At 69.2% G+C, this 13,228-nt stretch carries 13 protein-coding genes; 8 read left to right on the top strand and 5 right to left on the bottom strand.

The features are described from left to right. Window positions 1-47 precede the first annotated feature (47 nt). The 4 genes from ACWDU1_RS03295 (at window position 48) to ACWDU1_RS03280 (ending at window position 3,246) form a co-directional block, all read left to right on the top strand. On the top strand, window positions 48-1,103 hold the full coding sequence (locus ACWDU1_RS03295) for a FecCD family ABC transporter permease (protein ID WP_449995529.1): 1,056 nt from the start codon (window positions 48-50) through the stop codon (window positions 1,101-1,103). After that, on the top strand, window positions 1,103-1,873 hold the full coding sequence (locus ACWDU1_RS03290; protein WP_449995527.1) for an ABC transporter ATP-binding protein: 771 nt from the start codon (window positions 1,103-1,105) through the stop codon (window positions 1,871-1,873). The genes ACWDU1_RS03295 and ACWDU1_RS03290 overlap by 1 nt, the downstream gene beginning before the upstream one ends. Further along, the gene (locus ACWDU1_RS03285) at window positions 1,874-2,887 is read left to right on the top strand and encodes an ABC transporter substrate-binding protein (RefSeq protein ID WP_449995525.1); all 1,014 of its coding nucleotides are present in this window, start codon (window positions 1,874-1,876) and stop codon (window positions 2,885-2,887) included. It abuts the gene before it with no gap. 71 nt (window positions 2,888-2,958) lie between these two features. Continuing rightward, window positions 2,959-3,246 (top strand): putative quinol monooxygenase, encoded by a 288-nt coding sequence (locus ACWDU1_RS03280; protein ID WP_449995523.1) that lies wholly within the window; start codon window positions 2,959-2,961, stop codon window positions 3,244-3,246. A gap of 21 nt (window positions 3,247-3,267) precedes the next feature. On the opposite strand, the gene ACWDU1_RS03275 is transcribed toward ACWDU1_RS03280, so the two are convergent. After that, entirely contained in the window at window positions 3,268-3,996 is a 729-nt protein-coding gene (locus ACWDU1_RS03275) for a nuclear transport factor 2 family protein (RefSeq protein WP_449995521.1), read from the bottom strand. A 116-nt stretch (window positions 3,997-4,112) separates the two neighbouring features. On the opposite strand from ACWDU1_RS03275, the gene ACWDU1_RS03270 reads away from it, so the two are divergent. Beyond that, window positions 4,113-4,766, top strand: a complete 654-nt coding sequence (locus tag ACWDU1_RS03270) for a TetR/AcrR family transcriptional regulator (protein WP_449995519.1) — start codon at window positions 4,113-4,115, stop codon at window positions 4,764-4,766. A gap of 22 nt (window positions 4,767-4,788) precedes the next feature. On the opposite strand, the gene ACWDU1_RS03265 is transcribed toward ACWDU1_RS03270, so the two are convergent. The 3 genes from ACWDU1_RS03265 to ACWDU1_RS03255 form a co-directional block, all read right to left on the bottom strand. Then, window positions 4,789-5,691 (bottom strand): SDR family NAD(P)-dependent oxidoreductase, encoded by a 903-nt coding sequence (locus ACWDU1_RS03265; protein WP_449995517.1) that lies wholly within the window; start codon window positions 5,689-5,691, stop codon window positions 4,789-4,791. A gap of 97 nt (window positions 5,692-5,788) precedes the next feature. Next, entirely contained in the window at window positions 5,789-8,149 is a 2,361-nt protein-coding gene (locus tag ACWDU1_RS03260) for a protein kinase domain-containing protein (RefSeq protein ID WP_449995515.1), read from the bottom strand. 105 nt (window positions 8,150-8,254) lie between these two features. After that, window positions 8,255-9,190 (bottom strand): AraC family transcriptional regulator, encoded by a 936-nt coding sequence (locus ACWDU1_RS03255; protein WP_449995513.1) that lies wholly within the window; start codon window positions 9,188-9,190, stop codon window positions 8,255-8,257. Window positions 9,191-9,320: 130 nt separating this feature from the next. Between ACWDU1_RS03255 and ACWDU1_RS03250 the strand changes: the two genes are divergently transcribed. Beyond that, window positions 9,321-10,013 (top strand): NAD(P)H oxidoreductase, encoded by a 693-nt coding sequence (locus tag ACWDU1_RS03250; protein WP_449995511.1) that lies wholly within the window; start codon window positions 9,321-9,323, stop codon window positions 10,011-10,013. A 79-nt stretch (window positions 10,014-10,092) separates the two neighbouring features. Here the strand turns inward: ACWDU1_RS03250 and ACWDU1_RS03245 are convergent, their stop codons facing one another. After that, window positions 10,093-11,160 (bottom strand): DUF6183 family protein, encoded by a 1,068-nt coding sequence (locus tag ACWDU1_RS03245; RefSeq protein WP_449995509.1) that lies wholly within the window; start codon window positions 11,158-11,160, stop codon window positions 10,093-10,095. Window positions 11,161-11,253: 93 nt separating this feature from the next. Between ACWDU1_RS03245 and ACWDU1_RS03240 the strand changes: the two genes are divergently transcribed. Together ACWDU1_RS03240 and ACWDU1_RS03235 are read left to right on the top strand one after the other, a co-directional pair. Beyond that, the gene (locus tag ACWDU1_RS03240; protein WP_449995577.1) at window positions 11,254-12,345 is read left to right on the top strand and encodes a hypothetical protein; all 1,092 of its coding nucleotides are present in this window, start codon (window positions 11,254-11,256) and stop codon (window positions 12,343-12,345) included. A 156-nt stretch (window positions 12,346-12,501) separates the two neighbouring features. Further along, window positions 12,502-12,960: a hypothetical protein gene (locus ACWDU1_RS03235; protein ID WP_449995507.1), complete on the top strand. Its 459-nt coding sequence runs from the start codon at window positions 12,502-12,504 to the stop codon at window positions 12,958-12,960. The last annotated feature ends 268 nt before the right edge of the window (window positions 12,961-13,228 follow it).

The raw sequence follows: 13,228 nt of genomic DNA, 5'->3' as shown, positions 1-13,228 counted from the left end.
ATGTCCACGCAGCACGACGTCCGGACGGAGCCGGTGGATACGGCCCGATGAGGGCGCCCGAATCGGCCCGGCCACCGCTGCCCGCACTGATCGCCGCGCTCACCGCCGCCCTCGCGGTGGTGTCGGTGTTCGCGCTGGCGCTCGGCACCGCGCCCATCCCCTGGCGTGACACGGTCGGGTTCCTGTGGGCCGAACTCACCGGCGGGCCGGTGGCCGCGGCCGATATCGCGAACTACCGGATCGTGGTCGAGTCACGGCTGCCCCGGGTGCTGCTGGCGGCGCTGGTCGGCGCCGGGCTCAGCGGTGTGGGCCTGCTCGTCCAGGCCATGGTCCGCAATGCCCTCGCCGATCCGTACGTGCTGGGCATTTCCTCGGGTGCTTCGGTCGGCGCCACCGCCGTCGTCCTCTTCGGCATCTTCGGAACATTGGGCGTCTACGCACTGTCGACCGCCGCGTTCGCCGGAGCGCTCGGTGCCACCGTGCTCGTCTATCTGATGGCCCGATCGGCCGCTGGGCTGGTGCCGCTGCGGCTGGTGCTCACCGGCACGGCCCTCGGTTACGGATTCTCCGCCGCGACCACGGTGCTGGTGTTCCTGGCACCGCACGGCGACGCCGCGCGGTCGGTGATGTTCTGGCTGCTGGGCAGTTTGGCGGGCGCCACCTGGCAGATGGTGCCCCTGGTCGCCGTGGTGGCGTCGCTCGGTCTGGCGGCGCTCGCGGTATGTGCCCGGCAGTTGAACGCCTTGGCGATGGGTGACGAGGTCAGTGCCGCGCTGGGTTTATCCGCCTCCCGGTTCCGGCTGCTGCTCTTCGTGATCTCCGCCGCGATGACGGGGTGTTTCGTCGCGGTGTGCGGGGCCGTCGGATTCGTCGGACTGGTGGTGCCCCATGTGGCCAGGCTGCTGGTCGGCGCCGATCACCGGCGGCTCATCGTCGTCACCCCGCTGCTGGGCGCGGTGTTCCTGGTGACCGCCGACCTGCTGGCGCGCACGCTGATCCCGCCGCAGGAGTTACCGCTGGGCGCGATCACTGCCGCGGTCGGAGTGCCGGTGTTCGTACTGCTGATGCGCCGCCGCGGCGCCCTGCTGGGGGGACGCGACTGATGCGGGTCGGGTACGAGGATGTCACGGTCGAGATCGACGGCACCCCGATCGTCGAGGCGGTCACGCTGGCCGCCGAATCCGGGCAGTTCGTCGGAATCGTGGGCCCCAACGGCAGCGGGAAGTCCACATTGCTGCGCTGCCTGTACCGGGCGCTGACGCCCACCGCGGGGCGGGTCCTGGTCGGCGGGACCGACATCGCGGCGATCGGTATGCGCGAGAACGCCCGGCAGGTGGCGGCGCTGACCCAGGACGCCACCACACCCTTCGATTTCACCGCCGCCGAGATCGTCGCGACCGGCCGCCTGCCGCATACCGCCCTGCTGCGCGGTACGGGCCGGCGGGATCGCGAGATCTGCGCGGCGGCGATGGCAACCGCCGATATCGGGTATCTCGCCGACCGCAGTTTCCTGTCCCTGTCCGGCGGGGAGCGCCAGCGGGTGCTGATCGCGCGGGCCCTGGCGCAGCAGCCGCGAGTGCTGGTCCTGGACGAACCGACCAATCACCTCGACGTGCACCACCAGTACAGCGTTCTGTCCGCCGCCCGCGGTCTGGGCATCACGGTGATCGCGGCGCTGCACGATCTCAATCTGGCCGCGCAGCACTGCGACCGGCTCTTCGTCCTGCACCGGGGCCGGCTCGTCTGCTCCGGCACTCCGCATGAGGTGATCACCGCCGAGGTGATCGGCCGCTGGTTCTCGATCGGCGGTCATATCGTCACTCATCCCCGGCTGGGTGTCCCGCAGGTGATCTTCGACGAAAAGGACTGTTAGATGCGCACTTCCCGGCCGATCGTCACGATCGCGCTCGCAATCGCCGCGCTCTTCCCAGCGGCCTGCGGGGCCGAACTCCAGGAACCCGAGGCCGCGGCGCCGGGCGATTCGGTGACGGTGACCAACTGCGGTGCCCCGCTCACCGTGGACGGAGTCCCCGAACGGGTGGTCACCAACGACACCGGTATCACCGAGATGATGTTCGCGCTCGGCCTCGCCGACCGGCTGGTGGGGTACGGCAGTTACCCCGGCAAGGACCGCGATATCGCCACCTCCCCGTGGCAGGCCGAGTTCGAGCGCACGCCCTCGCTCGGTGACGCGTTCACCCGCGAGGTCGTCCAGGCCGCCGGACCCGATTTCGTCTTCGCCGGATGGAACTACGGTTTCAAGGAGTCGACCGGCCTCACCCCCGACTGGGTACGCTCGATCGGCGCGGTCCCCTACCAGCTCACCGAGGCGTGCCGGCAACCCGGAACCGACCGGCGCGGTGTGATGGAACCACTCGACGCGCTGTACACCGACCTCACCAACCTCGGCGATATCTTCGGCGTCCGGGCGAAGGCCGACGAACTCGTCGCCGGCTACCGGGACCAGGTCGCGAAGGCCGCGGCGAGCGCCCCCGCGGGGCGGGATCCCGCGCGGGTCTTCCTGTTCGACAGCGCCACTCCCGAGCCGTTCACCTCGGGCCGCACCGCCGCCCCCTCCCAGATAATCCGGGAAGCGGGCGGCAGCAATATCTTCGACGATCTGAACAACTCCTGGACCACCACCTCGTGGGAGGCCGCGGCGCAGCGGGATCCGCAGGTGATCGTGATCGTCGACTACGGCGCGGGCCCCGAGAATTCGGTGCGCGGCAAGATCGACCAGCTGCGCCGGCAGCCGCTGATGGCGGGGACCACGGCGGTCCAGGAGGACAACATCATCGCCCTGCCCTATGCCGCGCTGGTGGAAGGTCCACGCAATCCGCAGGCGGTGGTCACGGTTGCCGAATTCCTGCGGTCCAAGGGGTACTGACCGGGCACCGATGAATCGGGCACGACCGGCGGGTCTGCACTGCTGTACGAACCCGACAGTCAGGAGCACGGATGATCATCGTCGCCGGATACCTTCTCGTCGACCCGGAAAACCGCGACGCCTATCTCGCCGGCTGCGTCACCGTGGTGGCGCAGGCCCGCTCCGCGCCCGGCTGCCTCGACTTCGCCCTCGGTGCCGACCTCACCGACCCCGCCCGGATCAATATCTTCGAACGGTGGGAGGACCAGGAGGCGGTCGAGGCGTTCCGCGGCGCGGGCACGGATGCGGAACAGAACGCGGCGATCCGCGCGGCGTCGGTGGCCGAATACGATATCGCCGCGGTCCGCTCGCTGACCTGAGCCCGCGAGTGCCCTCGCTGGTCAGAGCTTCAAGCGTTGCAGCAGGGCCGGGATCTTGGAGGCGGACATCAGTGCTTTGAACTGCCAGCTGTCGTCGCGCGGGAGGATACCGCCACGCTGAGTGACATCGAAGGCGTCGTAGAGGGTCTCCCCCTCTTCCATCAGCCCGTCGGCGTTGAAGTGGTAGCGGTCGACCGCCGGGCACTGGATGAAGCGGCCGGTGCCGTACAGGACGGGTGCGCTCTCGTCGTAGGGGTACAGGCGCAGCGGTCCGTCCCAGTGCCCGCTGCCTATGTAGCGGATCACCACGCGGACCTTCTCGTCGGGCATCACGTCCAGATACACCTGGTCGGGTAGCGGGTCGTAGCGCCAGTCCGGGATGGCGTCGAAGAAGGCGAAGTTGTATTTCACGAATTCGTCGATGCCGACGATGGTGCGCCCGAACGTGGTGACATCGGTATAGCGGATATCCGGCGCGTACAGCTCGTGGTTGAGGCTCATGTCCCGGGCCAGGAAACTCCACCAGTACTTCTTCGCCCACTCCATCAGCCAGGACAGGTCCAGGCCGAGTTTGCCGTAGTACTCGAGTTTCCGGTCGAACTGGACGAACCATTCCTCGGTGGTGGCCTGTAACTCTCGTTCGGGGACCACCCGGATGGGTACGGCGCGGTTGCCGTCGAGGAATTCGGGAGCCGGGCGCGCGAGCCGGGGGCGGCGCAGGGCTTGCTGGAACTGTTCGTCACTGAACACGGCAGGGCCTTTCGACGAGCGCGGTGCGGAAGCGATCGAGCTTCAACGTGAATCACATGATTCATGTTGAATCACCCGATGTCAATGAATGCTCGCGCCGGTGCCATGATGATCCGGTGGACTCCCCCAAGCTGTGGCGCGGCCGCACCCTCGACGATCGATCGGCGGATCGGCGCACCCAGATCCTCGACTCCGGCGCCGACCTCCTCGGCACCGGCGGAACGGCGGCGGTCACCATGCGGGAAGTGGTCCGCCGGGCCAACCTGAGCCCGCGCTACTTCTACGAGAGTTTCGACAACCGGGAAGCGCTGATCGTCGCGGTCTACGACCGTTACGAAGGCGAACTGCTCGCGCGACTGGCCGAGGCGCCCGCCACGGCCGATCTCACCGGCACCGTCCGCGCGGCGCTGCTGATATGCGCGGCCTACTTCGAGGAAGACCCGCGCCGGGCCCGGATCCTGCTCCGCGAACCGATGACGGACGACACCCTCCGGGAGCACAGCGCCCACCGCCTGCCCCTGTTCCTGCGGACCCTCGTCCCCGGGCTGGGCGCGGCGGCCGTCGCGCTGATACCGGACAGCGACGAGACCCTGGCGGTGATCGGCACCGCCCTGAGCGGCGCGCTGGTCGCGCTGTATCTGGATTGGGTCGACGGCCGGCTGCCCCTGCCCCGGGACCGGCTCGCCGATTCCGCCACCGCGATCGTCCTCGCGCTCACCGAGCCGCCCGTCGGTGAACCGGGGCGGGCCGCCGGCAGCGGGAGCCCGTAGACAGTCGGCGGGATCGGCGATCTCAGGCGGGCAGGCCCACGAGTTCCGCGCTCTGCTCCCACAGCGTGTGCGCCGCCCCCGCATCACAGGCGGCGGTCGAGGGTTCGGGCCAGGTCAGCCGGCCACCGCGCAAGGCGGCGTAGACCCGGCCCGCCGGCGGCGTCACGGCCCCGGAGGCGAGATCGGCGAGGGTGTCCCCGGCGTCGGCCCGGGTGTTGAGGGTCCGGTCGAACCGCCGGGCCGGCCGGCTCAGCACCGGTGATCCCAGCACCGACCACGCGACGCGCATCGGGAACGGCAGATCCTTGGCCAGCCCGGTGCCGAACACCTGGCCCGGACAGTAGGCCAGGGCGGTGACCCCTCTGTCCCGCATCTCTTTCCGCTCCGCTACCGCCCGCGCCATGAGCACGGCGCACAGTTTCGAGGCCGTGTACGCATGCTGTCCCGCCTTCCGCGGATGGTCGTGCAGCCCGGGGTCGCGGTCGGGGTAGGCCAATAGCGAGGCATCCGCATGACGGGGCGGTTCGAGACCGGCGCCCATCGCCGGATCGTGGGTGCCGCTCGTGGTCAGCACCACCCGGGCGCCCTCGCCGAGCGCGGGCATGAGTAGCCGCAGCAGCAGGTAGTGCGCCAGATGGTTGACGGCGAAAGTCGTCTCGAAGCCGTCGGGAGTGCGGCGAGCGGCGTCGGCGAGGACCAGACCGGCATTCAGGACCAGCGCGTCGACCGGGGTCTCGGCGATTTCCGCGCGGACCGCGGCCGCGAAATCGCGAACCGAGTCCAGCGCCGCGAGGTCCAGCGGCAGGCACAGGGAGTCGGGTTGCGGATCGGAGCGGGTCCCCAGCAGCAGACGGGTCTCCTCCGAGCATCGCAGCCGGCCGGCCGCTATGGCCCCGAACCCCGATGTTCCGCCGGTCATCACCATGGTCGACATCATGCGCCCCTCGGCATCCGTCGGATCCTCACTTCACAGCATAGACCGCCCGGTCAGGACAATGCTTCGCTTGTTTCGAGGAGGGTGATCAGACCAGCCGCAGATTCCCGAAGTAGACCTTGCCCCCGATCGCCGCCGGCTCGTCCTTACCGGTGAGCTTCCAGACTTCGCCGCCGCTGTCGTACACCTGCAGTGTTGCGCCGGCACCGAGTTGATCGTCGCCGACGAGGATCCGGCTGCCGTCCGTGCCGAGCAAGATGGCTTCGGGAACATAGCCGGGGACCACGTACTCGCCGGTGTAGGCGTCGACCACACGGCCCGAATCCGAGGTCACGATCAGGGTTCCCAGCCCTTGCAGTGGTAGTCGTTCCGGGTAGTTGGACGCGCCGAACGACTGGTTCTCCCACAGAATCGTTCCGGAGCGGGGCCCGACTCCCGCATAGGTCGTCTTGTTCTCGTCGGTCTGGATCACAGTCGGAACCGAGGTCTCCGCCCGGCCGGGGTCGGTGCTGTAGGGCCGTTCGCTCGGACGCCACCCTTTCGGCGTCTCCGCGGTCTTCACCCCGTCCCGGTCGTAGATGCCGGTGGGCGCCGAACCCTCGGCGACGACGAATCCGTCGATGAAGACATTCCAGTCGTTGTCCTCGATCTTCTCGACGGTGTCCCGGCGGAACACCTCCACGCCGTCCTCCAACCGGATCACGCGGAACTGCCACTTCGACAGCGGGTCCGCGGGATCGGGCGCGGAAGTGATCACGGCCAGGCGGACCAGATCGAAGACCTCGATCGAGTGCCGCGGTTCCGACGACGCCGCCTGCGCGTCGGCACCGGTCCACCGAATCGCCGGGAGTTCCCGGCCGTCCGCGCCGATCGAGCGCAGTGCGGGTGGTTGCGGCCGGTCCGGGGTATCGACGAAGACGAACCGGTCGCCCGCGGCGACCAACCGGTAGATATCGCCCGCGGCGGGCACAGTGGCGATGAGCCGATTCGCCGCCAGATCGATTACGACCACCGCGTCGGCCGGCACCGAGGAACCATCGAGACGGCAGGCGGCCGCCGAGCGGCTCGCGTTCACCACGCAGTCCCGGAGCCGGCGGCCCGCCGGATCCAGCTCGATCGGCCCGGCGCCGTCGCGGAGGCGGCCGGTATTCGCGTCGACGATATCGAGGTAGGCGCGGTCCGAGTAGTAGGTGCGCCCGTAGACGACGACCTCGGAATCCCCGCCCAGCGCGGTCACGGCTTCCAACTGCGAACCGGGCGGACCGGGTACCTCCTGCAGGGTCCAGACGGGGGCGTCCGGGCGCTTCTCCAGCGATGACAGAACCGGTGTCACCGGATTCCTGGGTAACTGGGCCGCCTCCGCCGCGCCCGCACTGTCGGACAATGCCCGGACACCCAGCACGGCCACGACCGTGACCGCCGCCACCGCCAGCAACGATCCGATGACCATAGGCACCCTGCGGTTACGCTGTGGCGCCGCCGGGACCCGGTATCCCGGCGGCGGGGACGGATGTACCGGGCCGTAACCGGCTTGCGGCGGGCGGACCATGGTGGCCGCATACCGGTCCGCCGTCGCCGGCACCGCCGGTCCGGCCGGCGGATATCCGTGCGGCGCCGTCGCTGCGAGCGCGTGCCCGAGCGCGCCGGCGAAATCCTTGCTGGTGGGAAACCTCTGCTCTGGGTTCTTCGCCATCGCCCGGGCGAGCACCGCGTCGACCTCCGGCGCGAGGTCCGGCCGCCGCTCCCGCACGCTGGGGACCGGCTGCTGGGCGTGGGCCATGATCACCGCGACCGGATTGGTGCCCGCGAACGGCCGTGTGCCGGTGAGGAGATGGAAAGCGGTGGCGCCCAGCGAGTACTGGTCCGAACGCGGGTCGATCGGCAGTCCCTGCATCTGCTCCGGAGAGGCATAGGCCACGGTGCCGACCGTGAGCCCGGTGCCGGTGAGATCGGAGCTCTCCGGGCCCATCCGGGCGATGCCGAAATCGGTCAGCAGGAAATGTCCCGTCCCGGCCAGCAGGATGTTCGCGGGTTTGACGTCCCGGTGCACGAGTCCGCGGGCGCCCGCGTAGTCCAGGGCGCCGGCCACCTCGGTAACCGCCCGGGTCACATCGGCCGCGGGCAACCCGCCCGGTGCGCCGGTGATCGACGCGGACAGGTCGATACCGTCGATCAACTCCAGTGCGATCCACAAGCGCCCGTCGAACTCCCCGCGATCGTGCACGCTGACGATTCCGGGATGTGACAGCGACGCGGCGAGATCGGCCTCACGTTCGAACCGGCGGCGGTAGGAATCGTCGCGGGTGAACTCCGCGGCCAGCACCTTGACCGCGTCCGAGCGGGGCAGCCGGGGGTGGCGCGCGGCGTAGACCTCGCCCATACCGCCCGCGCCCAGCAGTCGTTCGATGGTGTATCCGGCGAACGCCGCCCCCGAAGCCAATGCGGCCACTGTTCGTTCCCTCCGACAAGCCCGTAACCCGGCCACAGCGTAGCCGGGGGCACCGTCAGGGAAACACACCCGGCGAACTTTCCGGTTCCGGGCAGCGCCTCCGGATCAGGCTCCGATTTCGGAGGCGGCACGGAAATCGCTGGGCCGCAACCCGCGATGCCGTTTGAACGCCGCGCTGAAACCGAACGCGTCCGCGTAACCCACGGATTTCGCCACCTGCGCCACTGTGAGGGTGCGGTCGGCGAGCAACTCCTCCGCGTCGTCCATGCGGCATTCGGTGAGATACGCCAGCGGCGACTGCCCCATCACCTCGGAGAAACGCCGCGCGAACAGGGCCCGCGAGACCCCGGCCTCCGCGGCCAGCGACGCGACCGTCCAACCGGCGGCGGGCTTTCCGTGCATCGCCTCCAGGGCCGGCCCGACCACCGGGTCCGCCGGTCCGCGATACCAGCCGGGCGCCTCACAGTCCTGTGCCTCGAACCAGTCGCGCAGCGTGCACACCAGCCCCCAGTCGAGCAGACGGTCCATCAGTGCCTGCGCCCCGGCCGGTCGCCGCGACGCGTCGACGGCCACCGTCTCCATCCATTCGCAGACTTCCGGATCGTCGGATACCACCAGCACCGGCGGCAGCGCGCGCATGAGCCGCTCGTGGCGCCGGCCCGAGGTCCGGTAGGCGCCGACGATCAGCCGGGTCTCCCCCACCGGGTCGTTACCCCAGCGGCCGTCCTCCAGCGCGGCATCGCATTTCACGTCCGGTGCGAAACAGGCGATCTCGTATTCCTCGTGCGGCCGACCGACGGTATCGGCGGCATCGGCGAGCAGGAACGGTTCCGGCCCCCGCACGATCGCGGTATCGCCCGCTGTGATCCGCCGCCGCACCCCGTCCGGCAGCAACAGCGTTCCGCCGCCGCGCAGCACGGTGATCATGGTGAGCGGCGCCCGGTCGGCGAAGCGGATACTCCACGGCGATTCCAATACCGCGTTGGTGAGTACCGACCCGTCCGCTCGGATACCGCCCAGCAGTTTGCTCAATGGATCCACTCCATCGAGAGTAGACGAACTCCTATCAGATGTAGATGGATATCCATAGATCGTCCACGGATCGGCGTGTGAAATGACATGAGACCGCACAACCGAGCATCCGGGGAACCGGATCGAGATGGAGGCCCCCGTGTCGCACACTCCGACAGACGACGCCACGACCACCCGCACCGCCCTCGTCGTCGTCGCCCACCCGCGCCCCGATTCGCTCACCGCCCATATCGCCCGGCTGGCCACCGAGCGTCTCACCGCCGCCGGCTACCGGATCGACCTGCTCGACCTGCACGCCGAGAACTTCGACGCCCGGATGACCGCCGCCGACCTGCCCGAATGGGGTAATCGCGATAAGCCCTACTCCCCCGAGACCGAGGCTCATATGCGCCGCGTCCTCGCCGCCGACGTGATCGTCACGGTGTTCCCGGTGTACTGGATGCAGGTTCCGGCGATCCTGAAAGGGTGGATCGACCGGGTCTGGAACTACGGATTCGCCTACGGCCGCAGCAAACCCCGGCTCGCCGGGAAACAGATCCTGTGGCTCGGCCTGGCGGGTGCGGCGGACGACGACGCGGTCGTCGAACTCATGCAGCAGGCGCTGAGCACCCAGCTCGACGACGGGATCGCCTACTACTGCGGCTTCGCGCGATCGTCGGTGGGGTTGCTGCCCGGCGCCGAAGAGAAGCGGCAGCGGCTGGACGCGGCCGGAAATCTGCTCCTCGACGACGCCCTGACCGGCGCCGTCCGCGAAGCCCACTACGCGGGTCTGGAGAAGCGGGCACTGGGCTTCGTCGACGAGTTCCTCGCCGCGGACCGGGTTCCGGCCTGACCGTTCGGGCTCTCCCGGACGGCCGGCGTGAACCCGGCCGCCCGGGAACCACCGCGGTCGCCCACGGTCTCGATGTCTGTCAATCGGTATCCGTGGCGGCGAGCACGGCCAGAGCCCGCCTCTGCGGGCCGAGAGCGATCACACCGAGATCCCACGCCACCTGCTCGAACCACTCCGTGGTCGCGCTCAATTCATACCAAGCGCACTCCTGGACGCGGGCCTCGACCTCGCCCGCGGTGGCGTCCGCCGCGCATCCCGACAGTGCCGCCAGCGAACGCCACGCCGCGAGCCGCCCATAGGCCGCGTAGTGGCCGGAGTTGTAGGCGCCTCCCGACGAGGCCGCGGCGAAAAGTACGCGCCACACCGCCGCCGGCGAGGAGGCCACGACCGAGAAACCCGTCCTCGCGGTCGCGCCCGCCAGGCATCCCAATTCCAGGGTCGCGACGGCAGCCGCGACCGATCCGTGTCCGAGCGGTTCCGCGAATTCGAAGGTTCGCGCCTCGACCCGCCCGTTGGATTCCTCGACCCAGTTCGCCACCGCCGCGGTCATCGCCGCACCACGCGACGGCGTCGTGGTTTCGACGACCGGCGGGACGAGCGCACCGGCCCGGATCGGGACCTCGCTACCGGCCGCGGGGCCGAACGGCAGCGCGTAACTGCTACCGCTCGCGCTGTACGCAGGCAGATCGGGCCTGTCCTCGAACCCTGCCCGGACCAGCGGCAGCCAGGCCAGCGGATGCCCGCCGCGATGCGGTGAGGTCGCCCACGCCGCTAGCGGCCCGATGTCCGCCACCGCCGCCCCGCGCAGCAGCATCTCATGCACCAGGCAGGAGCGCAGTTCCTCCGACGCACCGCCGTGCGAACCGCCACCGGCGAACACCACGCCGAGATCCTCCAGGTCTTGCCCGGCTGCCAGCAGCGAGGCCGCATACCGATGCCGCTCACGCGCGTCCACGGCGGTGAGCAGGCGCAGCGCCTGGGCGACGTTCTCCGGCCCGGGTGTCCGGGCCAGCAGCCGCAGCAGATGATCGAAGACGCCGCGGTACTGCCATTTCCGCGTGCTGTCGGCACCGTACTCGCGCGCCAGCGCGATACCGAGATCCGCGACGAAAGCGGCCTCGCCGCGCGCGAGACAATCGTCTGCCAATTCCCGGATGCCCGTGATATCCCCCCGGTCCGCCAGCTCACCGACGATCTTCGCTATTCGCGCATCCACCCCGCCGAGCCTACGGTGGATGCGATGACCACAGCGGAAGCGTTGACCGCCGGCCCCCGCGGGCGGCGAATGCTACTGGCCTATGCGATGGGGGTCGCGCGAACACAGCCATCCGACTCGCTCGGCTCCTCGGTCTTCCTCGCCTCCTACCACCTCGAATGCGGTCGAGGAAGCGCACCGGGCTTGTTCGGGCCCGGCGCGGAAGAAGCCCGCCGGACCGTCCGCACTCCGGAGGATGTCGCACATCATCTGTCGGAGCTGCCACTCCCCGACGTGACGGACGAGTCGCTACGCTCGGCTCTCTTCGAGGCAACCGACACCGCGATGTACTGGCAGGAACCGGACGGCCACGATCTCCTCGCCGGCACCGGGCCCATACGAAGCGGCTTAAGCCGGTTCGCCGAACACATTGCCCGATCCCCGCTTTCGCGATGGTGGACAACCGCCGCCGACCCGGAGCAGTGGTCGGTGAGCTGGAGTGAGACCGGTCCGGGTTCGGACGGCTCGACCAACGCGGAACTTCTGCGCGACCACCATGACAGCACCCTCCGCGAGGAAGACCGGGCAGCACGAAAGCGGTCGGCGGACCCGTCGGTGAATTGGACCGGTAGGTGGTGGTCGGCCCCGAATGTCCGCTGTTCGACCCGACGCCTGTTCGATGGTGCCCCCGCAGGATTGTGGTTCGTCGAAGACAGCCTGGGATGGGAGCGCGCCGCGGTCCGGCGCGTGAACATCCCTACCGGCTCCCGCGTATACGAGGTCGACAGCGCGCGGGCGTGGGCCGAACTGTGCAGGCTGTCCCCGATCGAGGTCACCGCTCAGAAGCAGGACGACTGGTACCGGACGACCGGCCGCCGCGGACGATGGGTCATCCCCGACTGGGTCCGATGCTCCGAGCAGTATGCGGGTGTGCACCTCACGGTGTCGGGCTACCTGGCCGCGGCGGGCACTGCGATAGACGTCGACGCGGAGACAGCGAGCGTTATCGCGGGCTGGGCACCTGATGAAACCTATTGGCTCACCGACGCCGTCGGTTTCGAGGCGGATTCGCACAAATGGGTGCGCCACAACAGTCGCTCCGATCCGATCTGGGTCGAAGAGACGCCGCGAAGGTGACGTGCCGTGACAACCCGGGGCACCGTTACCGGATGCCCTACGTGGACCCTGCCGATACCGCATCGAGACCGACCGGTGACTAACGACGCCCCGGCCTCCGCCGATAGACCGAGCATGAATCTGAAAAGTGCTTGTGCAAAACAGGTTTCGCTTCAGGTGGGGGTGGCTGCCGCGGCGGCCGTTGCCGCGCTCGTCGGTTTCAGTAGTCCAGCGGCCGCAGTGCCGTCCGATCAGGTCACGCAGTTCAACCCCACCCTCGCCCGGGTGCCGGGGGCGGGTTGCTCGGCCATCATCAACGCCGAAACGGTCCCGCAGCCGGGGGTGGGACATCTCGGGGTGAAAGTGAACATCACCCAGGTCGGGACAGGGTGTCAGCCCTACCGGGTGGCGATCCGGTGGAAGAATCTCGACACCGGCGCCACCGGCGGCCAGTCCCACAAGGTCCTCGCCAACGGTGTCCTCGAGTACGCGCCCGGAAATGTGATCACCGGTATGGGTATGGGCCCTGGGCCGGGGCGGGTGGAGGCGACCCTGGTCGCCACCGCGGACCAGTACCCGCAGCACCCTGAGCTGGAACAGCTCTCGGGTAAGGCCTGGATCCACCTCAACAAGTAGGAAGCACACCCTGGGGCCGATTCCTCGCGCGATCGGCCCCTTGCTTTCCGTGCCGATCGACCGAAGAAGACGGCTGCAATATCCCGGTGATCATCCAGGCGGTGACGCTGCCCGAACACGGGTACAGGTGGCCGTCGACCCGCTCACATAGCGATGACCGAACGTCGAACCGGTAGGCTCACCCACCGGAGGAAGATCAAGCGCGTCACCGAAAGTAGCCCCCATGCCCGAAGACCTCGTCGCCGATCCGCAGCACCTGTCGGGGCTG

The organism is Nocardia sp. NPDC003345 (assembly GCF_053589395.1).
This window is presented reverse-complemented; position numbering and strand designations above follow the sequence as displayed.

What these genes read in the sequence shown, in the direction of transcription:
- ACWDU1_RS03240 (WP_449995577.1), top strand. Translation starts at nt 11,254, where the DNA reads ATGACCACAGCGGAAGCGTTGACCGCCGGCCCCCGCGGGCGGCGAATG.
- ACWDU1_RS03265 (WP_449995517.1), bottom strand. Translation starts at nt 5,691, where the DNA reads ATGGTGATGACCGGCGGAACATCGGGGTTCGGGGCCATAGCGGCCGGC.
- ACWDU1_RS03285 (WP_449995525.1), top strand. Translation starts at nt 1,874, where the DNA reads ATGCGCACTTCCCGGCCGATCGTCACGATCGCGCTCGCAATCGCCGCG.
- ACWDU1_RS03290 (WP_449995527.1), top strand. Translation starts at nt 1,103, where the DNA reads ATGCGGGTCGGGTACGAGGATGTCACGGTCGAGATCGACGGCACCCCG.
- ACWDU1_RS03295 (WP_449995529.1), top strand. Translation starts at nt 48, where the DNA reads ATGAGGGCGCCCGAATCGGCCCGGCCACCGCTGCCCGCACTGATCGCC.
- ACWDU1_RS03280 (WP_449995523.1), top strand. Translation starts at nt 2,959, where the DNA reads ATGATCATCGTCGCCGGATACCTTCTCGTCGACCCGGAAAACCGCGAC.